20 protein-coding genes are annotated in these 23,939 nt (G+C 65.3%); 10 read left to right on the forward strand and 10 right to left on the reverse strand.

Annotated features, from left to right (window positions below; all coding sequences use genetic code 11):
• Nucleotides 1–76 precede the first annotated feature (76 nt).
• From CK489_RS21275 to CK489_RS21285, 3 genes are all read left to right on the forward strand, one after another.
• On the forward strand, nucleotides 77–1,783 hold the full coding sequence (locus CK489_RS21275) for a methyl-accepting chemotaxis protein (RefSeq protein WP_050626164.1): 1,707 nt from the start codon (nucleotides 77–79) through the stop codon (nucleotides 1,781–1,783).
• 376 nt (nucleotides 1,784–2,159) lie between these two features.
• Nucleotides 2,160–5,339 carry an efflux RND transporter permease subunit gene (locus tag CK489_RS21280; RefSeq protein ID WP_095733573.1) on the forward strand — a complete coding sequence of 1,060 codons (3,180 nt, stop codon included), beginning with the start codon at nucleotides 2,160–2,162 and terminating at the stop codon, nucleotides 5,337–5,339.
• On the forward strand, nucleotides 5,326–6,528 hold the full coding sequence (locus CK489_RS21285) for an efflux RND transporter periplasmic adaptor subunit (RefSeq protein ID WP_095733574.1): 1,203 nt from the start codon (nucleotides 5,326–5,328) through the stop codon (nucleotides 6,526–6,528). The genes CK489_RS21280 and CK489_RS21285 overlap by 14 nt, the downstream gene beginning before the upstream one ends.
• 58 nt (nucleotides 6,529–6,586) lie before the next feature.
• On the opposite strand, the gene CK489_RS21290 is transcribed toward CK489_RS21285, so the two are convergent.
• Together CK489_RS21290 and CK489_RS21295 are read right to left on the reverse strand one after the other, a co-directional pair.
• Nucleotides 6,587–8,098, reverse strand: a complete 1,512-nt coding sequence (locus CK489_RS21290) for an acetyl-CoA acetyltransferase (RefSeq protein ID WP_095733575.1) — start codon at nucleotides 8,096–8,098, stop codon at nucleotides 6,587–6,589.
• A gap of 140 nt (nucleotides 8,099–8,238) precedes the next feature.
• Nucleotides 8,239–9,372 (reverse strand): nitronate monooxygenase, encoded by a 1,134-nt coding sequence (locus tag CK489_RS21295; RefSeq protein ID WP_050626166.1) that lies wholly within the window; start codon nucleotides 9,370–9,372, stop codon nucleotides 8,239–8,241.
• A 274-nt stretch (nucleotides 9,373–9,646) separates the two neighbouring features.
• Between CK489_RS21295 and yghU the strand changes: the two genes are divergently transcribed.
• Nucleotides 9,647–10,528, forward strand: coding sequence for a glutathione-dependent disulfide-bond oxidoreductase (yghU, locus tag CK489_RS21300; protein WP_244485919.1), 882 nt, complete (start codon nucleotides 9,647–9,649; stop codon nucleotides 10,526–10,528).
• Between the two features lie 181 nt (nucleotides 10,529–10,709).
• Here yghU and CK489_RS21305 read toward each other — a convergent pair whose 3' ends face one another.
• The 5 genes from CK489_RS21305 to CK489_RS21325 form a co-directional block, all read right to left on the reverse strand.
• Complete coding sequence (locus CK489_RS21305; protein ID WP_095733576.1) at nucleotides 10,710–10,985, reverse strand: GNAT family N-acetyltransferase; 276 nt, start codon at nucleotides 10,983–10,985, stop codon at nucleotides 10,710–10,712.
• An 11-nt stretch (nucleotides 10,986–10,996) separates the two neighbouring features.
• Nucleotides 10,997–11,614: a flavin reductase family protein gene (locus CK489_RS21310; protein WP_095733577.1), complete on the reverse strand. Its 618-nt coding sequence runs from the start codon at nucleotides 11,612–11,614 to the stop codon at nucleotides 10,997–10,999.
• 150 nt (nucleotides 11,615–11,764) lie between these two features.
• The gene (locus tag CK489_RS21315; protein WP_050420072.1) at nucleotides 11,765–13,039 is read right to left on the reverse strand and encodes an acyl-CoA dehydrogenase family protein; all 1,275 of its coding nucleotides are present in this window, start codon (nucleotides 13,037–13,039) and stop codon (nucleotides 11,765–11,767) included.
• A 176-nt stretch (nucleotides 13,040–13,215) separates the two neighbouring features.
• The gene (locus CK489_RS21320; protein WP_050626169.1) at nucleotides 13,216–13,593 is read right to left on the reverse strand and encodes a VOC family protein; all 378 of its coding nucleotides are present in this window, start codon (nucleotides 13,591–13,593) and stop codon (nucleotides 13,216–13,218) included.
• 385 nt (nucleotides 13,594–13,978) lie between these two features.
• Nucleotides 13,979–14,761 (reverse strand): SDR family NAD(P)-dependent oxidoreductase, encoded by a 783-nt coding sequence (locus CK489_RS21325; RefSeq protein WP_095733578.1) that lies wholly within the window; start codon nucleotides 14,759–14,761, stop codon nucleotides 13,979–13,981.
• A gap of 177 nt (nucleotides 14,762–14,938) precedes the next feature.
• On the opposite strand from CK489_RS21325, the gene CK489_RS21330 reads away from it, so the two are divergent.
• From CK489_RS21330 to CK489_RS21340, 3 genes are read left to right on the forward strand one after another with little or no spacing between them, the layout of a single operon-like run.
• On the forward strand, nucleotides 14,939–15,733 hold the full coding sequence (locus CK489_RS21330; RefSeq protein ID WP_095733579.1) for an enoyl-CoA hydratase/isomerase: 795 nt from the start codon (nucleotides 14,939–14,941) through the stop codon (nucleotides 15,731–15,733).
• Nucleotides 15,730–16,713 carry a phosphotransferase family protein gene (locus CK489_RS21335; RefSeq protein WP_095733580.1) on the forward strand — a complete coding sequence of 328 codons (984 nt, stop codon included), beginning with the start codon at nucleotides 15,730–15,732 and terminating at the stop codon, nucleotides 16,711–16,713. The genes CK489_RS21330 and CK489_RS21335 overlap by 4 nt, the downstream gene beginning before the upstream one ends.
• A gap of 60 nt (nucleotides 16,714–16,773) precedes the next feature.
• Nucleotides 16,774–17,145 carry a DUF6285 domain-containing protein gene (locus CK489_RS21340; RefSeq protein WP_050626172.1) on the forward strand — a complete coding sequence of 124 codons (372 nt, stop codon included), beginning with the start codon at nucleotides 16,774–16,776 and terminating at the stop codon, nucleotides 17,143–17,145.
• Between the two features lie 146 nt (nucleotides 17,146–17,291).
• On the opposite strand, the gene CK489_RS21345 is transcribed toward CK489_RS21340, so the two are convergent.
• Entirely contained in the window at nucleotides 17,292–18,071 is a 780-nt protein-coding gene (locus CK489_RS21345; protein ID WP_095733581.1) for an enoyl-CoA hydratase-related protein, read from the reverse strand.
• 220 nt (nucleotides 18,072–18,291) lie between these two features.
• On the opposite strand from CK489_RS21345, the gene CK489_RS21350 reads away from it, so the two are divergent.
• Nucleotides 18,292–19,566, forward strand: coding sequence for an acyl-CoA dehydrogenase family protein (locus tag CK489_RS21350; protein WP_050626173.1), 1,275 nt, complete (start codon nucleotides 18,292–18,294; stop codon nucleotides 19,564–19,566).
• Nucleotides 19,567–19,590: 24 nt separating this feature from the next.
• Nucleotides 19,591–20,064: a GFA family protein gene (locus CK489_RS21355; RefSeq protein WP_095733582.1), complete on the forward strand. Its 474-nt coding sequence runs from the start codon at nucleotides 19,591–19,593 to the stop codon at nucleotides 20,062–20,064.
• Nucleotides 20,065–20,224: 160 nt separating this feature from the next.
• Here the strand turns inward: CK489_RS21355 and CK489_RS21360 are convergent, their stop codons facing one another.
• Together CK489_RS21360 and CK489_RS21365 are read right to left on the reverse strand one after the other, a co-directional pair.
• Entirely contained in the window at nucleotides 20,225–21,805 is a 1,581-nt protein-coding gene (locus CK489_RS21360) for a fatty acid--CoA ligase (protein ID WP_095733583.1), read from the reverse strand.
• 253 nt (nucleotides 21,806–22,058) lie between these two features.
• Nucleotides 22,059–22,934 (reverse strand): SDR family oxidoreductase, encoded by an 876-nt coding sequence (locus tag CK489_RS21365; protein ID WP_050626176.1) that lies wholly within the window; start codon nucleotides 22,932–22,934, stop codon nucleotides 22,059–22,061.
• A gap of 101 nt (nucleotides 22,935–23,035) precedes the next feature.
• On the opposite strand from CK489_RS21365, the gene CK489_RS21370 reads away from it, so the two are divergent.
• Nucleotides 23,036–23,848: a crotonase/enoyl-CoA hydratase family protein gene (locus tag CK489_RS21370; RefSeq protein ID WP_050626326.1), complete on the forward strand. Its 813-nt coding sequence runs from the start codon at nucleotides 23,036–23,038 to the stop codon at nucleotides 23,846–23,848.
• Nucleotides 23,849–23,939: the final 91 nt, after the last annotated feature.

A 23,939-nucleotide genomic window follows, 5' to 3' on the forward strand; every position in this document is an offset into this window, starting at 1 on the left:
ACGCGAGGTAACTTGTCGCAGAGCGATGCGGCTCCCCGCAAAGAATCGCGAAATCCAATCCAAACGAGGCACCCGGATGATGTTCCTGGCGAGATTCCGCATTCTCACGAAGATACTGGCGATTGTGGGCGGTCTCTCGATCATCGCCGGTGCGCTCGCCTATCTCGGGATTTCCTCGCTGAAGTCGCTCAGCGAGCGCGGTGTCGTCACGGCGCGGGCCGCGGAACGTGCCTTGCTGTCAGCGCGCGCCAACCAGAACGTGCTCGCGATCAATCGCGCTGAGTTTCGCAGCGCGCTCGACCCTCGCGACGAGAACCGGCTCGCGGCGCGCAGTGTGATCGACGAACAGCTCAAATTGCTCGACGAGCGCCTCGTCGAGATCGGCAAGACGCAGGATCCGCAGACCATCGCGCTGCTGGCCGGCGTACGCTCCGCGCAGTCCGCCTACCAGGCGCAGCTGAAGCAGACGCTCGATGCGGTCGATGGCGCCCGGACCGCCGATCTCACTCACTCGGCCGCGACGTTGCGGGATGCCGCGATGAAGAGCCGCGCGGCAGCGGAAGAGCTGCAGGCCAAGGTTCGGGCCGTCGCGGATCGCCAGGATCAGCGGGTCAGGGACAACGTGAAGGCCAACGAGCAGGAGTACGTGTCGACCTCGGAGCTGCTGATCCTGCTCGCCGCTTCCGGCGTCCTGCTCGGGCTGCTGTTTGGCTTCGTGGTCGGACAATACGGCGTCGCGAAGCCGATCCGTGCCGTCGTCGAGCTGTTGCAGCAGCTTGCCAACGGCAATTACGACATCGCGGTGCACGGCACCGATCGCCGCGACGAGGTTGGCGACGTCGCCAGGACCGCGCTCGTCTTCAAGGACAATGGCCTTGCCAAGGTCAGGATGGAGCGCGAGCAGAAGGAAATGGAGGCGCGCGCCGCAGCCCAGCGCCGCACCGACATGCTTCAGCTTGCCGATGGTTTCGAGCGCGCGGTCGGCGAGATCGTCGAAACCGTCGCCTCGGCCTCGCACGAGCTCGAAGCGTCCGCGACCACGCTGACCTCGACCGCCGAGCGCTCGCAGAATCTTGCGACGACAGTCGCCGCCGCTTCGGAGGAAGCCACCACCAACGTCCAGTCGGTGGCGTCCGCAACCGAGGAACTGTCGTCCTCGGTCAACGAGATCAGCCGCCAGGTCCAGGAGTCGGCGCGGATGGCGGGCGATGCCGTCAGCCAGGCCCGTGCCACCAATGACCGGGTCGGGGAGCTGTCGAAGGCCGCCGCCCGGATCGGCGACGTGGTCGAGCTGATCAATACCATCGCCGGCCAGACCAATCTGCTGGCGCTGAATGCGACCATCGAGGCGGCGCGTGCCGGTGACGCCGGCCGCGGCTTCGCGGTCGTCGCATCCGAGGTGAAGGCGCTCGCGGAGCAGACCGCAAAGGCGACCGGCGAGATCGGCCAGCAGATTTCCGGCATCCAGGCCGCGACCGAGGACTCCGTGAGCGCGATCCGCGCCATCGGCTCGACCATCGAGCGGCTGTCGGAGATCTCGTCGGCGATCGCTGCCGCGATCGAGGAGCAGGGCGCGGCGACGCAGGAAATATCCCGCAACGTGCAGCAGGCCGCGCAGGGCACCCAGCAGGTCTCGGCCAACATCACCGACGTGCAGCACGGCGCCAACGAAACCGGCTCGGCATCGACCCAGGTGCTGTCGGCGGCACAGTCGCTCTCAGGCGACAGCAGCCGCCTCAAGCTCGAGGTCGGCAAGTTCCTCAACGCCGTCCGAGCGGCCTGACCGGCCGCCGGGGACCTCCCGTCCGCACGGGCTGACCGATCCAAGCGTGGTGGGCCGACCGGCTCGCCACGTTTTGCATTTTTGCAGGGCAGCGATGCGTTAGCCGTGCGGCGGCCGAAACCGCATCCTCAGCCCGCTCGCTTTTGAAGCAGGGCTGTCTCTTTTTGATGACGATGCGATCGCGATTGGCCGCACGGCATCCCGGCGCGCCCGGACCGGGCACAGAGCCTCACAAAGGATGCCAAGGAAGTGAAGGCCGCCGCGGCTCCGCAGGTTGGCGTTTTGCCCGGCATCGGGTAAATCGGCCGCTGCGGAATGGCTTTTGCAATGTCGATTCCTCTGCCTGGGCGGGCTTCATTTCGGGAATGCTGCTTTTATGATCGCACTGGTCCGTATCGCGCTGAGCCGGCCGTATACCTTCGTCGTGCTCGCGATCCTGCTGTTGATTATCGGACCGCTGGCGGCGCTGCGCACGCCGACCGACATCTTTCCCGAGATCCGTATTCCCGTGATCGGCGTGGCCTGGCAGTACACCGGCCTGCCGCCGGACCAGATGTCGGGACGTATCACAAGTCCGTTCGAGCGTGTGTTGACCACGACGGTCAACGACATCGAGCACATCGTTGCGAACTCCTATAACGGCATCGGCATCGTCAAGATCTTCTTCCAGCCGACCGTCGACATCCGCACCGCCAACGCGCAGGTCACGGCGATCGCCCAGACCCTGCTCAAGCAGCTGCCGCCGGGCGCGACGCCGCCGCTGATCCTCAACTACAGCGCCTCGACGGTTCCGATCATCCAGGTCGCGCTGTCGGGCGACGGCCTGACCGAGCAGAACCTCGCCGACATCGGCATCAACCAATTGCGCACGCCGCTGGTCACGGTGCCCGGCGCCGCGATCCCCTATCCGTATGGCGGCAAGCAGCGCCAGATCCAGATCGACCTCAATTCGACCGCGCTGCAGGCGCGCGGCCTGTCGGGCCAGGACGTCGCCAATGCGCTCGCTGCGCAGAACCTGATCACGCCGGTCGGCACCCAGAAGATCGGCAATTTCGAATACACCATCAACCTGAACAACTCGCCGCTCAAGATCGAGGAGCTCGGCGACCTGCCGATCAAGACCGTCAACGGCGCCATGGTCTATATACGCGACGTCGCCACGGTCCGCGACGGCAACCCGCCGCAGACCAACATCGTCCACGTCGACGGCAATCGCTCGGTGCTGATGATGGTGCTGAAGGCCGGCGCGGTTTCGACGCTCGATATCATCGCCGGCATCAAGCAGAAGGTGATCGACGTCAAGGACCAGATGCCGGACGCGCTCAAGATCGGCTTCGTCGGCGACCAGTCGGTGTTCGTCCGTGGCGCCATCACCGGCGTCGCCTTCGAGGGCGTGATTGCGGCGCTCCTGACCAGCGTGATGATCCTCCTGTTCCTCGGCAGCTGGCGCTCGACCGTGATCATCGCGGTGTCGATCCCGCTGTCGGTGCTGGGCGCCATCATCATGCTGTCGCTGATCGGCGAGACGCTCAACATCATGACGCTCGGCGGCCTTGCGCTCGCGGTCGGCATCCTGGTCGACGACGCCACGGTGACGATCGAGAACATCAACTACCATCTCGAGCAGGGCAAGCCGGTCGAGCAGTCGATCCTCGACGGCGCCAACCAGATCGTGACGCCGGCCTTCGTCTCGCTGCTCTGTATCTGCATCGTGTTCGTGCCGATGTTCTTCCTCACCGGCGTCGCGCGCTTCCTGTTCGTGCCGATGGCCGAAGCGGTCATGTTCGCGATGATCTGGTCGTTCATCCTGTCGCGCACTTTGGTGCCGACGATGGCGAACTATCTGTTGCAGCCGCATGTGCATCACGAAGGTGCGCCGCCAAAGTCGCGCAATCCCTTCGTCTGGTTCCAGCGCGGCTTCGAAGCGCGGTTCGAGCGCATCCGCGGCGGCTACCATGGCCTGCTCGCGATGGCGCTCGGCCACCGCAAGGTGTTCGTCGGCGGATTTCTCGCCGTGGTCGCCGTGTCGTTCCTGCTGGTGCCGTTCCTCGGCCGCAACTTCTTCCCGGCTGTCGACGCCGGCAACATCCTGATGCATGTCCGCACCCAGGTCGGCACCCGCGTCGAGGAGACCGCCAACCAGATGGCGGATGTGCAGAAGGCGATCCGCAAGCTGATCCCGGGCGAGATCGAGACCATGACCGACAATATCGGCATGCCGATCTCCAGCATCAACCTGACCTACAACAACACCGGCGTGATCGGGCCGCAGGATGCCGACATCCAGATCAAGCTCAGGGAAGGTCACAAGCCGACCGAGCAGCACGTCCGCACGCTGCGTGAGCAGTTGCCGCGGCTGTTCCCGGGCACCAGCTTCTCCTTCCTGCCGGCCGACATCGTCAGCCAGATCCTGAACTTCGGCGCGCCGGCGCCGATCGATCTGCAGATCCGCGGCGCCAATCTCGAGGCCAACTACGCCTATGCCAACAAGCTGCTGGCGAAGATCAAGCGCATTCCCGGCATCGCCGACGCGCGGATCCAGCAGTCGCCGAACAACCCGACCTTCAACATCGATGTCGACCGCACCCGTGCGCAATATGTCGGCCTGACCGAGCGCGACGTCACCAATTCGCTGGTGGTCAACCTCGCCGGCTCGTCGCAGGTGGCGCCGACCTATTTTCTCAACCCCGACAACGGCGTGTCGTACTCGATCGTGATGCAGACGCCGCAATACCAGATCGACTCGCTGAGCGCGCTGCAGACGCTGCCGATCACCGCGACCGGCAACACCCAGGCGCCGATCCTCGGCGGCATCGCCGACATCAAGCGCGCGACCTCGAGCGCGGTGGTCTCACAGTATGACATCCAGTCGCTGGTGCAGATCTACGCCACGACGCAGGGCCGCGATCTCGGCGGCGTCGCCACCGACGTGCGCCAGCTGATCGCGGATACCGCCAAGGAGGTGCCGAAGGGCTCGTCCGTGGTGCTGCTCGGCCAGGTCCAGACCATGAACTCGGCCTTCACCGGCCTGTTGTTCGGCCTGCTCGGCGCCGTCGTCTTGATCTACTTCCTGATCGTCGTGAACTTCCAGTCCTGGTCGGACCCGTTCGTGATCATCACGGCGCTGCCCGCCGCGCTCGCCGGCATCGTCTGGATGCTGTTCACGACGGAGACCACGCTGTCGGTTCCGGCGCTCACCGGCGCGATCATGTGCATGGGCGTCGCGACGGCCAACAGCGTGCTGGTGATCAGCTTCGCCCGCGAGCGCTACGAGGAGCTCGGCGACCCCATCGCGGCGGCGCTGGAAGCCGGTTTCGTCCGGTTCCGCCCGGTGCTGATGACCGCGCTCGCCATGATCATCGGCATGGCGCCGATGGCGCTGGGGCTCGGCGAGGGCGGCGAGCAGAACGCCCCGCTGGGCCGCGCCGTGATCGGCGGCCTGATCTTCGCCACCTTCGCGACCCTGATGTTTGTTCCCGTGGTATTCAGTATGGTACACAAGAAGCAAGGCGCCAAAGCCGCCGCCTCATCGGAGATTCCGCATGCAGCCCACTGAACAGCGCCCACCGGTGTCCGGCCGGAGATTGGGCATATTCGGCGTGGTTGCATTGGTCGGCGCGGGGCTGATCGTCGGCACCGGGATTCGCGCCCGCGAGGAGCAGGACAATCGGCTGAAGGAATGGACCGACGACCAGGCCATTCCGACCGTCGCGGTGGCGCTGCCCAACGCCAAGGCGCTGAGCCCCACGATCGACCTGCCGGGCCGGCTCGAGGCCTATTCCCGCGCGCCGATCTATGCCCGGGTGTCCGGCTATCTGAAGAACTGGGACGCCGACATCGGCGCCCGGGTCAAGGCCGGCCAGGTGATCGCCGAGATCGAGGCGCCCGACCTCGACCAGCAATTGCTGCAGGCGCGCGCCGATCTGGCCAGCGCCCAGGCCTCGGCCAAGCTCTCCGAGGCGACGCTCGCCCGGCGCAAGACGCTGGTGGCCTCGAACTTCGTCTCGGCGCAGGAGATCGACGAGCGTACCGCCGACCTCTCCAACAAGAACGGCGCGGTCAAGGCCGGCCAGGCCAATGTCGAACGGCTGGAAGCGCTCGCCGGCTACAAGAAGATCACCGCGCCGTTCGACGGCGTGGTGACCTCGCGCGACACCGATGTCGGCGCGCTGATCAATGCCGGCGGCAACTCCGGTCCGGCGATGTTCACGGTCTCCGACATCACCAAGCTGCGCGTCTATGTCAACGTGCCGCAGAACTACGTTCCGGCGATCAAGATCGGCGCCAAGGCCACGTTGAGCTTGCCGGATTACCCGAACCGCGCCTTCCAGGCGACGGTGGAAGCCTCCTCGCAGGCGGTCGATGTCGCCTCCGGCACGACGCGGATGCAGCTCGGGCTCGACAATTCTTCCGGCGAGCTGATGCCGGGCAGCTATGCCAGCGTAAAGCTGAACCTGCAGCGGGAGTCGACGCCGCTCAGCATTCCAGCCAGCGCGCTGATCTTCAACAGCAGCGGCCTGCGGGTCGCGACCGTCAGTCCTGACGACAAGGTGCTGTTCAAGACCGTGAAGATCGGCCGCGACCTCGGCAAGGAGATCGAGATCGCCTCGGGCCTCGCGCCCGACGACCGCATCATCACCGCCCCGCCGGACGGTCTTGCCGACGGCGATCATGTCCGCGTCACCGGCGCTGGCGCCAAGGGCAAGCCGACGACTGCATCCGAAAAGCAGGACGTGAAGGGGTAGGGCGCGCAGCTTCTTTCTTGCCTCGCCCCGCAAGAGCGGGGCGAGTGAGCTCAGAGCCTCAGCCCACCCGCCATTCCAGCATGCCGTCACCGGCAGTGACGATGTTGCCCGTGGTTCCGACCGGCGCCCGGTCGAGGTCCTGCAAATACGCCAGCGTCGCCGTATCGCTTGCCGGGATGCGGCCGAGCGTGCGGCGGCCGTCTTCGGTGCGCAGCATGGTGACGCCGTGCTCGACCTCGCCATTGGCGCGATAGATCACGGTGAAGGCCTCGACCTTGCCCTTGCCACCGGCCTTGTCGGTGAACTCGGGCACATCGCGCCTGTTGCGATCGGCCTCCGCCTGCACGGAGGTCTCCTGCTTCAGCGCCGCCGCCGGCGCCGCGCGTGACAGCACGAGGCCATGGTGCTTGGTGACGAAGCCGCCCTGGCCGTAGAGCAGGCCGAGCGTGCCGCCATTACGCAGCTTGCGCACCATCGCGCAGGCCGAATGCGTCATGTAGGTGTTGAGCGGCGCGCCGAAGAACGTCAGGCCGCCGGTCACCGTGGGCTGCACGTCGGCACCGAGGCCGAGCGTCCGGCGCGCCATCTTCGGCACGCAGGGGAAGCAGCTATAGAGCTCGATGGCGTCGAACTTTTTGCCGTCGCCGCCGACCAGATCCATCACCGCCCTCAGCACCGCATTCTGTGCGTGGCTTTCGACGAACTGGTCGCGGGTCAGGTAGTCGCGCGGCTCTTCCGCCGAGGCGCCGCCGAGCGGATAGATCAGTTTCTCCTCCGGCACGCCCGCCGCGCGCGCTTTCGCCAGGCTGGTCAGGATCAGCGCGCCGCCCATGTTCACCGTCGGGTTCGCCACCATCAGTTTCGTATAGGGCCAGGCGATCATCCGGTTGTCCGGCGTCGCGGTCGTGATCTCGTCGCCGGTGAACTTCTTCTTCAGCCAGGAGCTCGGATTGTCGGCGGCAACCCGCGCGTAGGTCGACCACAGCTCGCCGGATTCCTTCAGCGCCTCGCGCGGCGTCTGGCCCCAATGCGCCGAGGTCGCGCTCTCATAGAGCGGATAGACGGTGATCGGCCGGAACACGCCGAGCGTCACGGCCATCGGTTTCTGGAATGCGGCGCCGCGCTTTGGCTCCTCGACGTCATGCGCGAACGGCGTCCATGGCAACTCGACGCCGGCGCGCTGCGCCTTGGTCGCGGTCGACTGGGCCTCCGCGCCGCACACCGCGGCAACGCTGCATTCGCCGCGCGCGATGCGCTGCGCCGCCTCGTGCAGATAGCGGATCGGGCTCTCGCCGCCGACCGGGCCGTAATAGAGGTGCGCAGGCGCAATGCCGAGCCGTGCGGCGAGCTGCTTCTCGGGATCGCGGTAGCGCCAGCTCAGGAAGTTGACGACGTCGAGCGACTGCACGTCGGCGAGCAGTTTTGCACCGCTGTCCGTCTCGGCGCGCTTCAGCGCCTCTTCCAGCAGGGTAAGCGGTTCAAGGCCGGCGGCGATGTCCTTCGGACGATCGACGATCTCGCCGACGCCGACAATGACGGGAATGCGATCTTCGGGGATGCTGTTCGACATTTTTGTTGGTTCACTCTGCGAAATTGGACTCGATGGTTGTTCTGGGCGTCATTGCGAGCGAAGCGAAGCAATCCATATCTCGACCCGGCGATGGATGGATTGCTTCGTCGCTTCGCTCCTCGCAACGACGGAAGAGCACGTCACTCCGCCACCAGCGCGTTCATGTGCTCGACGGCCTCGACGAAATCTTCCTTGAACTCCTGCACCACGGCGCCGGCGGACTTCACGCTGTCGACCAGGCCAACGCCCTGGCCGACGAAGTAGCTGACGAGGTCGCGCGCCTTCTCGTTGCCGGCCGCAGCGGCGCGGTCGATGGCGTTGAAGGCGTCGCGGCTGATGATGCTCTGCAGCGGCATCGGCAGCGCGCCGGGGCTGTCCGGCGAGCGATCCCAGGCATCAGTCCAGACCGAACGGAGCTGCCGCGCCGGCTTGCCGGTGCGGCCCTTGGAGCGGATCGCGTCGCGCGAGGAGGCCGCGATCATCTTCTCGCGAAAGATCTCCGAGGTCTCCGACTCCACCGTGGCAAGCCACACCGAGCCGGTCCAGGCGCCGGCCGCGCCCATCGCCATGCACGCCGCCATCTGGCTGCCGGTCATGATGCCGCCGGCGGCGAGCACCGGCACGTCGCGGATCTTTCTGACCGCCTTGATCACCTCCGGCACCAGCACCATGGTCGAGACCTCGCCGCAATGGCCGCCGGCCTCGGTGCCCTGCGCGACCAGGATGTCGACGCCGGCCGCGACCTGGCGCAGTGCGTGCTCCTTGGAGCCGACCAGCGCCGCCACCGGCACGCCGTGCTGGCGGCCCATCTCGATCATTGCCTTCGGCGGCACGCCGAGCGCGTTCGCGATCAGGCGGATCGGGTGGCGAAACGAGACCTCGAGCAATTGCAGCGCGGTCTCGGCATCGAACGGCTGGGGCTGGTTGTCGGCGACATTCCGGCCGGTCAGCTCGATGTCGTATTTCTTCAAGAGATTGCGGGTGAAGTCGCGATGCTCCTGCGAAACGCGCGCCTCGAGGCTCTTCCAGGTGACGTTCTTCTCGCCGGCAGTCGAGATGTTTTCCGGGATGAGCACGTCGATGCCATAGGGCTTGCCATCAACATGCGCGTCGATCCATTTCAGCTCCTGCTCTAGCGTCTCCGGCGAATGCGCGGTCGCGCCGAGCACGCCGAAGCCGCCGGCGCGGCTGACTGCCGCCACCACGTCGCGGCAATGGCTGAAAGCGAGCAGGGGAAATTCGATCCCCAGCATGTCGCAGATCGGTGATTTCATGGGTTGTTTTTCTCCCGGCGGCCGCTTCTTGTGCTTGTTGGCATCAGCCCCTGCAACGCTAGCGCATCACGGTCAACGAAGCCAAGCGGGTTTCGGCCGCGGCGACTTGTGTGCAGGCGCCGCTTGGCTGCATCGCTCGCAGCGCATTCCGCTGGATAGAAAATGCGATCTGCCGGGGTGGGCAAAGCGAAGTTTGCCCACCATCTAGTGCGGATATGCGGATGGGCACGGCGGTTGCCGTGCCATGGAAAAACGTAAACCGGGAGCCAACGACGTGACTGACGACACCTCTGCCTATGAGCCGCCGAAAGTCTGGACCTGGAACAAGGAGAGCGGCGGGCGCTTCGCCGGCATCAACCGGCCGATCGCGGGTCCCACCCATGACAAGGAATTACCGGTCGGCCGTCATCCACTGCAGCTCTATTCATTGGCGACGCCGAACGGCGTCAAGGTCACCGTGATGCTGGAAGAGCTGCTCGCCGCGGGTCACAAGGGCGCCGAATACGACGCCTGGCTGATCAAGATCGACGGCAACCAGTTCGGCAGCGGCTTCGTCGCGGTCAACCCGAACTCCAAGATCCCGGCGCTGATGGACCGTAGCGGGCCTGAGCCGATCAGGGTGTTCGAGTCCGGCTCGATCCTGGTCTACCTGGCGGAAAAATTCGGCGCGTTCCTGCCGACCGACGTCAAGACCCGTGCTGAAACCTTCTCCTGGCTGTTCTGGCAGATGGGCTCGGCGCCCTATCTCGGCGGCGGCTTCGGGCATTTCTACGCCTATGCGCCGACCAAGATCGAATACGCCATCGACCGCTTTGCGATGGAGGTGAAGCGCCAGCTCGACGTGCTCGACCGCCGGCTTGCCGACAACGAATATCTCGCGGGCGACGTGTACACCATCGCCGACATGGCGGTGTGGCCCTGGTACGGCAGCCTGGCCAAGGGCCTGCTCTACGGCGGCGGCGAATTCCTCTCGGTGCAGGACTACAAGAACGTGCAGCGGTGGACCGACGCGATCGCGGCCCGGCCCGCCGTGAAGCGCGGCCGCATGGTCAACCGCACCTGGGGCGAGCCGTCGAGCCAGCTCCACGAGCGCCATGACGCCAGCGATTTCGAGACCAGGACGCAGGACAAGATCGGCGAGCCGGCGGCGTCGTAGTCTGCGCGATCAATTTGACCCGCGTCATCCCGAGAGGTTTCTGAACCGTCGTCATTGCGAGGAGCGAAGCAACGAAGCAATCCATGCTTCCGCCTGTGCGGCGCGATGGATTGCATCGCTTCGCTCGCAATGACGATGATAGATCCGTCATGAGGAACGCGTTCCGCGCTCCTCGCCAGCATCATGCCAGCAGATCGTCATACTCCGGGTTCTTCTTCATGAAGCCCTGGATGAACTCGCATTTCACGACGAGCTTGATCTTCTGTGCGCGCACCGCGTCGAGCGTGGCGCGGGCGAGCTTGGAGCCGATGCCGCGGCCGCCGAGCTCCGGCGGCACTTCGGTGTGGACCAGCGTGATCGTATCCGGCGTCTTGCGGTAGACCACGAAGGCGGTGTGGCCGTCGACGGCGAGCTCGAACCGGCTCTGTGCCGCGTTGTCGCGGAATGCTTCAGTCATCGTGAGCTCTCCTATTTCGTCTTTGCGCCCTCGGCCGCGGGAAACACCACGCGGTCGTCGGTGCGGCAGTAGCGGTCGGCGAACATACGGCCGATCGGGTGGTAGCGATCCATGTGGACACGCATCGCCCCGCGGTCCCACAATTCGTCGCGGATGTGGAAGTGAATGCCTTCGCCCATGATGAGCTGGCGGTCGCCGTTGACGTCGATCAGCTTCCAGGTCTTGCACTCCATCGCGAACGGCGCGTCCGCGAGCCTCGGCACCGCGATCTTGCGGGATGGCGCGAGTTTCAAGCCGAGATAGTCAGGCTCGCCTATCTCGGGCGGGAAGTCGCCCGAACTCTCGTGCATGGCGCGCGCCAGCGGCTCGTCGGTCAGGTGGACCACGAACTCGCCCGTACGCTGGATGTTGGCCAGCGTGTCCTTTTCGCGGCCGTCGGGCCTTCGGTTCACCGCGAACATGCAGAGCGGCGGGTCCTCGCAGAACGCGTTGAAGAACGAGAACGGCGCGGCATTGACCACGCCCTCGGGCCCGATGCTGGTCACCCAGGCGATCGGCCGCGGCAACACGAACGAGGTCAGCACCTTGTAGCGTTCGCGCTGGGTGAGGTCGCTTGGTGTATATTCCATGGGATGATCCGAAATCGCGGGGCGGGTTGGCGGAGCGTAACCCGCCGTCGCCCGGCCGCAAAGCAAAAGGCGGGCTAGCTTGCGCTAACCCGCCTTGCGGTTCTGCTGTTCGCCCCTCTGCGTGATGAGCGGGAGAGGGAGGAGCGATGCCTACGGCATGCTCAGCTCGTGGCGGCCGACCACCATCCAGTGCACCTCATCCGGACCGTCGGCGAAGCGGAGGTGGCGGACGTCCTGGTACATCTCGCCGAGCGGCGACCACTGCGAGATGCCGGTAGCGCCGTGCATCTGGATCGCCTGGTCGATCACCTTGCAGGCGCGCTCGGGCACCATGGCCTTGACCATCGAGACCCAGACGCGGGCTTCCTTGTTGCCGAGCACGTCCATCGCCTTGGCCGCCTTCAGCACCATCAGCCGCATCGCCTCGATCTCGCAGCGCGCCTGGGCGATGATCTGCATGTTGCCGCCGAGATGGGCGATCTTCTTGCCGAACGCCTCGCGGGTCAGGCCACGCTGCACCATCATGTCGAGCGCCTTCTCGGCCTTGCCGATGGTGCGCATGCAGTGATGGATGCGGCCCGGTCCGAGGCGGACCTGCGAGATCTCGAAGCCGCGGCCTTCGCCGAGCAGCATGTTCTCCTTCGGCACCTTGCAATTGTTGAAGCGCAGATGCATGTGGCCGCGCGGCGCATGGTCATGGCCGAACACGTGCATGGGCCCGAGGATCTCGACGCCGGGGGTGTCGATCGGCACCAGGATCTGCGACTGCTGCTTGCTCGGCGCCGCGTCCGGATTGGTCTTCACCATCACGATCATGATCTTGCAGCGCGGATCGCCGGCGCCGGAGATGTAGTACTTCTCGCCGTTGATCACCCATTCGTCGCCGACCAGCTTGGCAGTGGTCGAGATGTTCTTTGCGTCGGAGGAGGCGACGTTCGGCTCGGTCATCGCATAGGCCGAACGGATCTCGCCGTTGAGCAGCGGCTTCAGCCACTTCTCCTTCTGCGCCTTGGTGCCGACGCGTTCCAGCACTTCCATGTTGCCGGTGTCGGGCGCCGAGCAGTTCATGGTCTCCGAGGCCAGCGGGCTCTTGCCGAGCTCGGCGGCGATATAGGCGTAGTCGAGGTTGTTGAGGCCGTCGCCGGTTTCGGCGTCGGGCAGGAAGAAGTTCCAGAGACCGACTTCCTTGGCCTTGTCCTTGGCCTTCTGCAGGATCGCGAGCTGCTCGTCGGTGAAGCTCCAGCGGTTGGTCTTCTTCTCGCCGGCGCGATAGAACTCGACCGACATCGGGTCGACGGTGTCGCGGATGAACTGCTTCACATGGTCGTAGAGCGGGCGGACCTTGTCCGACATCCTGAGGTCGTTGAGCTCGTCGCCCGGATTGAGCGTGTAGTTCGTGGTGCGCGGCACATAGGCATGTTTCATTGTCTTTTCTCCCTCGCGAAGGCGCGTTTCGCGGCGGACAATAGACGCGTGCGGCGCGAAGCGCGAGCACCGATTTTTGCTACGTTGCTACCGCATCGCGGAATATCGCGACGGCGTTTCAAACGTTGTTTGAACGCCGCCGCTTGCGACGCTTCGTGGATTGCTTGGCCGGATCGTCAGGGCAACCGGTGCATCGCGCAGATCTTGTTGCCGTCGAGATCGCGCAGATAGGCAAGATAGAGCTTGATGCCGTTGCCTTCGCGCACGCCCGGCGGGTCCTCGCAGGGCTTGCCGCCATTGGCGACGCCTGCCGCGTGCCAGGCCTCGACCTGCTCCGGCGAAGAGCAGGCAAAGCCGATCGTGCCGCCATTGGCGTGCGTCGCCGGCTCTCCGTTGATCGGCTTGGAAACCATGAAGATGCCGGCCTTGGTGAGGTACATGATGCGGTGACCGTCGACCCGGGCCGGCCGGACGTCGAGCGTGCCAAGCAGCGCATCATAGAATGCCTTGGCCTTGTCCAGATCGTTGGTGCCAACCATCACGTGTGAAAACATCTGAAATATCCTCCCTCTTGGTTATGAAAGCCGCCGTGCGCGTCCTTGCAGCCCGAACGCTTAGCAGCAGTTTCGGCGCGACGGAAGCGACGCTGCGTCGCGCGGCGACGCTCCTTACTCGTCATTCCGGGGCTCGCGAAGCGAGAACCCGGAATCCATTCCAACGCTGGTGTTGCGGCCCAATGGATTCCGGGCTCAGCCCTTCGGGCTGCGCCGGGAAGACAAGAGGACTGACCTGCGCCTTCTTTTCAATCAGAGGAGCAGGTCAACGCAAGACTCGGGCACCGCGTCGCGAGAATGCGGATGTATGACTCAATCTCGCGCAGCAGGCTTAGTGTCGTCCCGGCCTTCGTCGGGACGACAATTGAAGATGCAGCCGCGACAATCAGAACGCGGTGTAGCCGCCGTCGATCACAAAGCAGTCCGCCGTATGATAGGACGACGCCTTGCTCATCAGATACACGGCGATGCCGCCGAAATCGCTCGGTTCGCCGAAGCGGCGCACCGGGATGCGCGGCATCACGTTGGCGACGAACTTGTCGTTGGCCATGATGCCGGCGGTCATGTCGCTCTTGATCCAGCCGGGCAGGATCGCGTTCGCGGTGACGCCGTGGCGGGCGAGCTCGACGGCGAGCGCGCGGCACAGCGCGTTCAGCGCGGCCTTGGTGCCGGCATAGTGCTCGTTGCGCGCGGTGCCGAACAGCGAGGCGAGGCTCGAGGTCGCGACCAGCCGGCCGAACTTGTCGCCGGCCTCGGAACGCTCGGTCATGTGGCGTGCCGCAGCCTGGAATACGTGGAACACGCCGTCGAGATTGGTCGCGAACATCCGTCGCCATTCCTCCTCGGTGCGGTCGATGAAGGAGCGGCGTCCGCCGCCGCCGATGCCGGCATTGGCGAAGCAGCCGTCGACGCGGCCGAAGGTGTCGAGCGTCGCCTTCATCGCGGTCTTGACCGAGCCGGGATCGCTGACGTCGCAGAATTGGGTGGCGACCTTGCCGGGGCCACCCTTCATCGAGGCGGCGGCGTTGGCGTTTTTTTCCGCGTTGCGGCCCCAGATCGCGACGTTGCAGCCGGCAGCGTTGAGCGCCTGCGCGATGCCGAGGCCGATGCCGCCATTGCCGCCGGTGATGACAGCGACGCGGCCGGTGAGATCGAAGATGCCACTCATTGGGGTTTCCATTTGGTTTGGTGCGCGCTAATCACGCGTTCACGGATGGGCTTGCCGTCGACCATGGACAAGCCCGGCACAAAAATCAAATATGGGTCCAAATACAGGTCGACCCATCGACCTACCGCGGTACCAACCGCCAAGACAACGTAAGCAAGACAACGTAAAGGGGAAACCATGCAGTTCAAGCACGTCACGCTCGACTTCGACGGATCGGTCGCGATCCTCAAACTCGACCATCAGGAAGTCATGAACGCGGTCTCGATCGACATGCTCGGCGGCCTTGCCGAGGCGCTCGACGCGATCGACGACAAGCGCGACGAGGTGCGCTGCCTGGTGATCACGGGCGCGGGCCGCGCCTTCTGCACCGGCGCCAATCTGCAGGGCCGCAACCAGCAGGCTAAGCCTGGCAGGAGCAACGCCGGCGCGGCGCTGGAGACCGCGTTCCATCCGTTCTTGCGCCGATTGCGTAAGCTGCACTGTCCGATCGTCACGGCGGTGAACGGTCCGGCCGCCGGCGCCGGGATGAGTTTTGCATTGATGGGCGACCTGATCCTGTGCGCGCGTTCGTCCTATTTCCTGCAGGCGTTCCGCCGCATCGGCCTGGTGCCGGATTGCGGTTCGACCTGGCTGTTGCCGCGGCTGATCGGCAAGGCGCGCTCGGTCGAGCTGTCGCTGCTCGGCGAGCGGCTGCCGGCCGAGAAGGCGCTGGAATGGGGCCTCGTCAACCGCGTCTATGACGACGCCGCGCTGATGGAGGAAACCATGAAGCTTGCGCACGACCTCGCCAACGGACCGACGATCGCGCTGTCGCTGATCCGCAAGCTCTATTGGGACAGCCCGGAAAACACCCTCGAAGATCAGCTCAACCTGGAATGCGAGTCGCAGCGGATCGCGGGCCGCGCCGAGGATTTCAAGGAAGGCGTCACCGCATTCCTCGAGAAGCGGCCGGCGAAGTTCAAGGGCAAATGATCGAGACCGAACTCAGGCGCTGCGTCGCCGCGTTTCATCCGGGCGCGACCGGCGTCACCGGTGCGGCAAAGCTCTCCGGCGGCGCCAGCCAGGAGACCTGGACGTTCGACATCGTGCACCCGGACGGCAATGTCGGCGCGATCCTGCGCCGCGCGCCGCCCGGCTACGGTGCCGCGCCCGGCCGCGCCGCCGGCCTCGATGCCGAGGCCACGCTGATGCAGCTCGCGCATGACGCGGGCCTGCCGTCGCCGAAGGTGATGCATGTGCTGACGCCGGAGGACGGCCTCGGCCGCGGCTTCATCATGGCGCGCGTCGAAGGCGAGACCATCGCGCGGAAAATTTTGCGCGACGAGGAATATGCTGGCGCGCGTCCGCTCCTGGCTCGCCAGCTCGGCCGCGTCATCGCCGGCATCCATGGCCTGCCGCAGGCGAAGCTGCCGAAGCTGCGCAGCCTGACGGCGACCAGGGAGATCGAGGATCTCTCCCGCGAATATCATAGCTTCAACTGGCCGCGGCCCGTGTTCGAGCTGGCGCTGCGCTGGCTGCGCGATCACGATCCCGGTCCGTCGTCCGACGTGACGCTGGTGCATGGCGATTTCCGCCACGGCAACCTGATCATCGGCCCCGATGGCGTGCGCGCCGTGCTCGACTGGGAGCTCGCGCATACCGGCGACCCGATGGAAGACCTGGGGTGGATCTGCGTCAATTCGTGGCGCTTCGGCGAGATCGACAAACCGGTCGGCGGCTTTGGCACGCGCGAGGACCTGTTCGCGGGCTACGCGGAGGCCGGACGCAAGGCGGATCCGGACCGCGTCATGTTCTGGGAAGTGATGGGCACGCTGCGCTGGGGCGTGATGTGCTGCGGCATGATGCAGCGCTTCCGCGCCGGCCCCGATCATTCGATGGAGCGGGCGATGATCGGCCGCCGCGCATCGGAGACCGAGATCGATCTGTTGCGGTTGCTGGCTCCGCGCGCATGATCCCGAAAAGCGGCATCCGGTTTTCGGAATCGATCATGCGCAAAAAAGAGAGCAAATGACATGCAGGACGAACCGACACCCACCGAACTGATCAAGGCCGTCGCCGATTTCCTGCGCAACGAGATCGCGCCTGTGATCAAGGGCCACAACGGCTTCAAGCTGCGCGTCGGCATCAACGCGCTCGACCTGGTGACCCGGCAGCTCGCGCTCGCGGAAGCAGGCGATGCCACGGAGGCCGCGCGGCTGAAGGCGCTGCTCGGCGCCGACGGCTCGCTGATGGAGCTGAACCGCGCGCTGTCGGAGAAGATCGCAAGCGGCGAGGTCGATCTGAACACTCCGGGCCTGCCGGAGCATCTCTGGCAGACCACGATGGACAAGCTCGCTGTCGATCAGCCGAACTACGCGTCCTACAAGAGGGAGTCGGGAAAGTAGGATAGGCAGAGCGCAAGCATACCCATCACGACGCACGGATGACGCTGATGGGTATCGCTGCGCTCAATTGGCCGCAATGCATCCAACGCCGTCCCGGCCGAGTGTGCAATTGCGCACTCGGCCGGGACGACGAGTGGAGAGAGCAGCTACCGCCCGAGCCACTTCGGCGGGCGCTTCTCTGAAAACGCCTTCGGGCCCTCGATGTAATCCTGCGAGGCAGCCATCGCCTTCACCGCGGGATATTCGCGCTGCTCGGTCATCGCCTGCTCGAGCGAGACTTCGAGGCCCTTCTGGATCGCCTGCTTGGAGGCGCGGATCGACATCGGCGAGTTCTTGGTGATGGTCTCGGCCCAGCGCTCGGCGGCCGCCAGCGCCTCGCCCTGCGGCACCACCTCGTTGACGAAGCCGAGCTCGAGGCCTTCCTTGGCGCTGACGTGGCGCGCGGTCAGGATCATGCCCATGGCGCGCTTCAGCCCGATCTGGCGCGGCAGCCGCTGCAGGCCGCCGGCGAGCGCGGCGAGGCCGACGCGCGGCTCGGGCAGGGCGAAGGTCGCATTCTCCGCGGCGATGATCAGGTCGCAGGCCAGCGCGACCTCGAACCCGCCGCCCATCGCGACGCCGTTGACGGCGGCGATGATCGGCTTGTCGCAGTCGAAGCGGGTGGTGAGGCCGGCAAAGCCGCCCTTGTCCCAGCCGCGCTTGCCGCCGGCGGCCTGCCATTTCAGGTCGTTGCCGGCGCAGAACGCCTTGTCGCCGGCGCCGGTGACGATCGCGACCCACTGCTCGGGATCGGCGGAAAACTCGTCGAACACCTTGTTGAGCTCGAAATGCGCGTCGATGTGCAGCGCGTTGTAGACCTCGGGCCGCGACAGCGTCACGATGGTGATGGGACCCTTGCGCGCCACCTTGGAGAATTTCAGATCCATGTTTGCTCCCGTCGATTTTCTGCGGCGAAGAATATTGCCGATATCGTAGCGCTTGCGCGCCGTTCCGTGCCATCCAATTACGCAACGCGACCGCGCGTGCAAGCCTCACCGGCCTGCTTGACTTGGCCGCGTGCTTCTCACCTTAATCGATCCGAATGCGGATGCGCGATAGCGTCTAGACGCAAAACCAGAATCAACAAGATCATCGGGAGAGACCGCCTTGGATTTCAACCTGCCGGCTGACCTGACAGCCTATCTCGCCGAGCTCGACCAATTCATCGAACGCGAGATCAAGCCGCTGGAAGCGGCTGACGACAACATCCGCTTCTTCGATCATCGCCGCGAATGGGCGCGCACCGATTTCGACAAGGGCGGCCTGCCGCGCCATGAATGGGAGCTCCTGCTGCGCAAGGCCAAGAACCTGGCTGATGCTGCCGGCCATCTGCGCTTTGCGATCCCGAAGCGCTATGGCGGCAAGGACGGCTCCAATCTCTGGATGGCCGTGATCCGCGAGCATTTCGCCTCGAAGGGGCTCGGCCTGCACAACGATCTGCAGAACGAGCATTCGATCGTCGGCAATCTACCGATCGTCACGATGCTCGACCGCTACGGAACCGACGAGCAGAAGGCGATGATCGATGGCTCGATCACCGGCAAGTACCGCATCACGTTCGGCCTGACCGAGCCGGAGCACGGCTCCGACGCCACGCATATGGAGACCAAGGCGGTGCAGGCGACCCGCGACAACGTCAAGGGCTGGATCATCAACGGCGAGAAGATGTGGACGACAGGCATGCATGTCGCGACGCACTGCGCGCTGTTTGCCCGCACCTCGGGCAATGACGGCGACGCGCGTGGCATCAGCTGCTTCCTGGTGCCGGCGAAATCGCCGGGCGTGAAGGTCGAGGAGTACATGTGGACCTTCAACATGCCGACCGATCATCCGCGGGTCAGCTTCACCGACGTGTTCGTGCCCGAAGACGCGCAGTTCGGCGAGGTCGGCCGCGGCCTGTCGCTGGCGCAATGCTTCGTGCACGAGAACCGCATCCGCCAGGCGGCCAGCTCGCTCGGCGCCGCCGTCTACTGCATCAACGAGAGCGTGAAGTATGCGCGCGAGCGCAAGCCGTTCGGCAAGGCCCTGGCCGAGAACCAGGCGATCCAGTGGCCGCTGGTCGAACTCGCGACCCAGGCCGAGATGCTGCGGCTGTTGATCCGCAAGACCGCCTGGGAGATGGATCAACTGACCCAGGCCCAGGTCGAGCACACGCTGTCGGACCGGGTCTCGATGTGCAATTTCTGGGCAAACCGGCTGTGCTGCGAAGCCGCCGACCGCGCGATGCAGGTGCACGGCGGCATGGGCTATTCGCGCCACAAGCCGTTCGAGCACATCTATCGCCATCACCGCCGCTATCGCATCACCGAGGGCAGCGAGGAGATCCAGAAGCGCAAGGTGGCGGGCTTCCTGTTCGGCTACATGGGAGCCGGCAAGCACTAACACTTCGGCACGAGGAGGCCGAGCATGGAAGGCGGATGCACCTGCAGAAACGTCCGCTACCGCCTCGACGGCAGGCCGATGATCGTGCACGCCTGCCACTGCACCTGGTGCCAGCGCGAGAGCGGCACCGTGCACGCGCTCAACGCGATGTACGAGGCCGAGCGGGTCGCGCACATCGCAGCCGAGCCGGAGATCGTCGACACGCCGTCGACGAGCGGCAAGGGGCAGAAGATCGCCCGCTGCCCGGTCTGCAAGGTCGCGGTGTGGAGCAATTATCCGGGCTCGGGACCTGCCGTGCGCTTCGTCCGCGTCGGCACGCTGGATGATCCGAGCCAGTGCCCGCCCGATGTCCACATCTTCACCTCGTCGAAGCAGCCCTGGGTGACGTTCCCGCCGGGCGCAAAGGTGTTCGCCGAATATTACGAGCGAAGGGAAGTCTGGCCGCAGGAGGCGCAAGAGCGCTGGCGGGTGTTGCGGGAGAAGATGAAGAAGGCTTGATGCAGGCCACTCTCTCTGTGGTCGTCCCTGCGAAAGCAGGGACCCATAACCACAAGAGGTCGTTGATGCGGTAGGCTGCGGCCCCAGCGTGTTGCCACCTCGAACGACGGTGGTTATGGGTCCCGGCTCGCGCTTCGCTTGGCCGGGACGACGGAGGGAGCTAATTCACCTGCCGGTCCTTGCCCGCCCAATACGGCTCGCGCAGGCTGCGCCGCAGGATCTTGCCCGACGGGTTGCGCGGCAGCGCCGGGATGAAGTCGACCGATTTCGGCGTCTTGTAGCCGGCGATGCGCTCGCGGGTGAAGTTGATGATGTCGGTCGCGGTCGCGTTCTTGCCCGGCTTCATCACCACCACGGCCTTCACGGCCTCGCCCCATTTGTCGTCGGGAATGCCGATCACGGCGGCTTCCGCCACATCAGGGTGATCGCACAGCGCGCTCTCGACCTCGGCCGGATAGATGTTCTCGCCGCCGGAGATGATCATGTCCTTGATGCGGTCGTGGATGTAGAGATAGCCATCCTCGTCCATGTAGCCGGCATCGCCGGTGCGCAGCCAGCCGTCGCCGTCGATCGTCTTTGCGGTGGCTTCGGGCAGATTCCAGTAGCCGGTCATGTTGGAGCCGGAGCGGGTGGCGATCTCGCCGACTTCGCGCGGCTGCAGCGGCTTGCCGTTCTCGTCGAGAATCGCGAGCTCGACGCCGGCCAGCGCCTTGCCGGCTGAACGCATCCGCTCGAGCCCTTCGACGTGATCTTCCGGCGGCAGTGCGACGATGGTGCCGGTGGTCTCGGTCATGCCGTACATCTGCACGAAGCCGCACTTGAAGACCTCGATGCACTCCTTCAGCAGCGCCGCCGGGATCGGCGAAGCGCCGTAGAGCATGTATTTCAGGCGGGAGAAGTCGACCTGCCGCGCGCGCGGCTGCCGTACCACGAACTGCATCGCCGCCGGCACCATGAACAGCTTGGTGATGCCGGACTGCTCGAAGAAGTCGAGCACCTTGGTCGGGTCGAACTCGCGCGCGATCACGCCGCGGGCGCCGTGATAGAGCCCCATCACGCCCCAGCCGGAGCCGCCGATGTGGAAGATCGGCATCGCGACCAGCGAGACGTCGTCGGTGGTCCACCGGTTCCATTCCGGCTTGTCGGCTTCGTTGCCACTCTGCACGAGGTTGAGGAAGTTGGCATGCGACAGCATCGCGCCCTTCGGCTTGCCGGTCGTGCCCGAGGTGTAGAGCTGGATCGCGATGTCCTTCGGCTCGATCGCAACGCGCGGGTCGTCGCCGCTCTGCGCGTCGCGCCAGGCGACGAAGTCGGGCCACTCCGGCGCGCCGCCCTCGGTCGTGATGATGCTGCGGACGCTGGGCAGCTTGTCGGCAATGTTGCGGGCCTGGGTGATGAATTCGGGACCGACGAACAGCACGGGCGCCTTGCAGTCGTCGACGATGAAGGCGACCTCGGGGCCGGCGAGACGCCAGTTCACCGGCGCCATCACCACGCCGGCCTTCATCGCGCCCATCAGCAATTCGAAGTAGAAATCGCTGTTCTTGCCGAGATAGGCGATGCGCTCGCCCTTCCTGACGCCCATCGCGATCAGCGCGTTGGCGACGCGGTTGGTCTTGACGTCGAATTCCGCGAAAGAGGTTTGCCGGCCCTCGAACTCATAGGCCAGCGCATCGCCGCGGCTCGTGGCGCGCTCGCGCACCATGTCGGCAAGATTGCTCAGTTTCGGCGCGTCGGACATGTTTCCCCCGTGACGTCTTGTTTTGTTTGCGCGGAGTGTGGCTGCATCGCGCGGGAAAAACAATACGGGGGATGGTGCAGGACGCGTCCACGCCGTCGTCCCGGGCAAGCGAAGCGCGACCCGAGACCCATAACCACAGGATTGAGTCGTGGGGCGCGCTGTGGCCCCAGCGTGCTCGACGTTTTCGAGGCGGTGGTTATGGGTCCCTGCTTTCGCAGGGACGACAGCTGAGGGTGAGGCGCAGGCGCGGGCTTTAGCCCCGCGCCGCGCGATCCTTCTCGTTCTGGGCCTTGATCGACTCGCGCGCCTTGGTCCAGTCGTCGTCGCTCCAGTCGCGCAGCTGGTAGAAATTGCCGCCCATGGCGAGCGCCTGCGCGCCGTCCATGGCGATGGTCTCGCCGTTGATCCAGTCGCAGCCGCCGGAGATCAGGAACACCGCGAGGTTCTGCAGTTCCTCCATGGTGCCGACGCGGCCCATCGGGTTCATTGCCTTGGTGCGTGCACCGGCCTCGTCGCCGGGCTTGATGCGCTTGCTCATGCCTTCGGTCGGAATCTCGCCAGGCGCGATTGTGTTGAGGCGGATGCCGTGACGACCCCATTCGACCGCGAGCGACATGGTCATGGCGTGGATCGCCGACTTGCTCATCGCCGACGGCACCACATAGGGCGAGCCGTTGCGCACCCAGGTCACCGTGATCGACACCACGTTGCCGCGATGGCCGCCGGCGATCCAGCGCCGACCCACCGCGTGCGTCACGTAGAAGGTGCCGTGCATCACGATGTTGGCCACGGCATCAAAACCTCGCGCGGACAGCTCTTCCGAGCGCGAGATGAAATTGCCGGCGGCGTTGTTGATCAGATCGGTGAGGGGACCGCTAGTGGTCCAGATCGCGTCGATCATCTCGTCGACCGCCATGGCATTGCGGATATCGACGCCGTGGCTGACCACGCGTCCGCCATACTCGGCCATCAGCTCGGTGGCGGTCTCGTCGCACACGCTCTTGCGCCGGCCGCAGATATGCACCTCGGCGCCGAGCTGGAGGAACCGCGAGGCCATAGCCTTGCCAAGGCCGGTGCCGCCACCGGTTACCAGGATGCGCCGCCCGGCAAGAAGCTGATCGCTAAACATCGTTTCCTCCACGGGGGTTGTCAGTTAATTGGTCGATTGACTAAAAGCGGACAACGGCCTTTCTGTAAAGCGCCAACTCAAGGAACAAAGCGGAGGGAATGATGGAAGATCGCGTTTCGATATCGATTTCAGACGGTATCGCCGATGTCCGCCTGGTGCGGGCCGACAAGATGAACGCGCTCGATGCCGCGATGTTCGAGGCATTGGTCGCCGCAACCGACCGGCTTTCCAAGGAAAAAGGCGTTCGGGTCGTTGTGCTGTCCGGCGAGGGCCGGGCGTTTTGCGCCGGCCTCGACATGGGCCGGTTCGCCGCCATGAAGGATGGTGGTAACGGAGTGCCGGGCGGCGAGAAGCGCGATCTCACGATCCGCACCCATGGCAAGGCCAATTTTCCGCAGCAGGCAGTCTGGGGCTGGCGCCAGCTCCCGGTGCCCGTGATCGCTGCGGTCCATGGCGTCGCGTTCGGCGGCGGCTTCCAGCTCGCGCTCGGTGCCGACATGCGCTTCCTCTCAACCGATGCGCGGATGTCGATCATGGAGATCAAGTGGGGCCTCGTCCCCGACATGGCGGGTACGCCGATCCTCGCGAGCCTTGTGCGCGACGATATCCTGCGCGAACTCACCTATACCGGCCGCATCTTCTCTGCGCAGGAAGCCCAGAGCTATGGCCTCGCCACCCGCGTCTGCGACGATCCGCGTGCCGCCGCGCTCGAGGTCGCGCGCGAGATCGCCGGCAAGAGCCCGGATGCGATCCGCGCCGCGAAGCGCATGCTGAACAATCTGTCAGTCGATCCGGCGGCTGCGCTGCTTGCCGAATCCGTCGAGCAGCAGAAGCTGCTCGGCAGCCCGAACCAGACCGAATCCGTGCGCGCCAATCTGGAGAAGCGCGCGCCGAAATTCGCGGATGCTGGATAGTGGCTCCAGCGTCATTCCGGGGCGATGCGCAGCATCGAACCACAGATGCGCGATTGCGCATCGGGGAATCTCGAGATTCCGGGTCTGGTCC

The sequence above is a fragment of the Bradyrhizobium sp. UFLA03-84 genome (genome assembly GCF_002289535.1).
GTDB lineage: Bacteria > Pseudomonadota > Alphaproteobacteria > Rhizobiales > Xanthobacteraceae > Bradyrhizobium > Bradyrhizobium viridifuturi.

Excerpts from the sequence above, each read along its gene's own strand:
- CK489_RS21275 (WP_050626164.1), top strand. The coding sequence starts at position 77 with ATGATGTTCCTGGCGAGATTCCGCATTCTCACGAAGATACTGGCGATT.
- CK489_RS21280 (WP_095733573.1), top strand. The coding sequence starts at position 2,160 with ATGATCGCACTGGTCCGTATCGCGCTGAGCCGGCCGTATACCTTCGTC.
- CK489_RS21285 (WP_095733574.1), top strand. The coding sequence starts at position 5,326 with ATGCAGCCCACTGAACAGCGCCCACCGGTGTCCGGCCGGAGATTGGGC.
- CK489_RS21290 (WP_095733575.1), bottom strand. The coding sequence starts at position 8,098 with ATGTCGAACAGCATCCCCGAAGATCGCATTCCCGTCATTGTCGGCGTC.
- CK489_RS21295 (WP_050626166.1), bottom strand. The coding sequence starts at position 9,372 with ATGAAATCACCGATCTGCGACATGCTGGGGATCGAATTTCCCCTGCTC.
- CK489_RS21305 (WP_095733576.1), bottom strand. The coding sequence starts at position 10,985 with ATGACTGAAGCATTCCGCGACAACGCGGCACAGAGCCGGTTCGAGCTC.
- CK489_RS21310 (WP_095733577.1), bottom strand. The coding sequence starts at position 11,614 with ATGGAATATACACCAAGCGACCTCACCCAGCGCGAACGCTACAAGGTG.
- CK489_RS21315 (WP_050420072.1), bottom strand. The coding sequence starts at position 13,039 with ATGAAACATGCCTATGTGCCGCGCACCACGAACTACACGCTCAATCCG.
- CK489_RS21320 (WP_050626169.1), bottom strand. The coding sequence starts at position 13,593 with ATGTTTTCACACGTGATGGTTGGCACCAACGATCTGGACAAGGCCAAG.
- CK489_RS21325 (WP_095733578.1), bottom strand. The coding sequence starts at position 14,761 with ATGAGTGGCATCTTCGATCTCACCGGCCGCGTCGCTGTCATCACCGGC.
- CK489_RS21330 (WP_095733579.1), top strand. The coding sequence starts at position 14,939 with ATGCAGTTCAAGCACGTCACGCTCGACTTCGACGGATCGGTCGCGATC.
- CK489_RS21335 (WP_095733580.1), top strand. The coding sequence starts at position 15,730 with ATGATCGAGACCGAACTCAGGCGCTGCGTCGCCGCGTTTCATCCGGGC.
- CK489_RS21340 (WP_050626172.1), top strand. The coding sequence starts at position 16,774 with ATGCAGGACGAACCGACACCCACCGAACTGATCAAGGCCGTCGCCGAT.
- CK489_RS21345 (WP_095733581.1), bottom strand. The coding sequence starts at position 18,071 with ATGGATCTGAAATTCTCCAAGGTGGCGCGCAAGGGTCCCATCACCATC.
- CK489_RS21355 (WP_095733582.1), top strand. The coding sequence starts at position 19,591 with ATGGAAGGCGGATGCACCTGCAGAAACGTCCGCTACCGCCTCGACGGC.
- CK489_RS21360 (WP_095733583.1), bottom strand. The coding sequence starts at position 21,805 with ATGTCCGACGCGCCGAAACTGAGCAATCTTGCCGACATGGTGCGCGAG.
- CK489_RS21365 (WP_050626176.1), bottom strand. The coding sequence starts at position 22,934 with ATGTTTAGCGATCAGCTTCTTGCCGGGCGGCGCATCCTGGTAACCGGT.
- CK489_RS21370 (WP_050626326.1), top strand. The coding sequence starts at position 23,036 with ATGGAAGATCGCGTTTCGATATCGATTTCAGACGGTATCGCCGATGTC.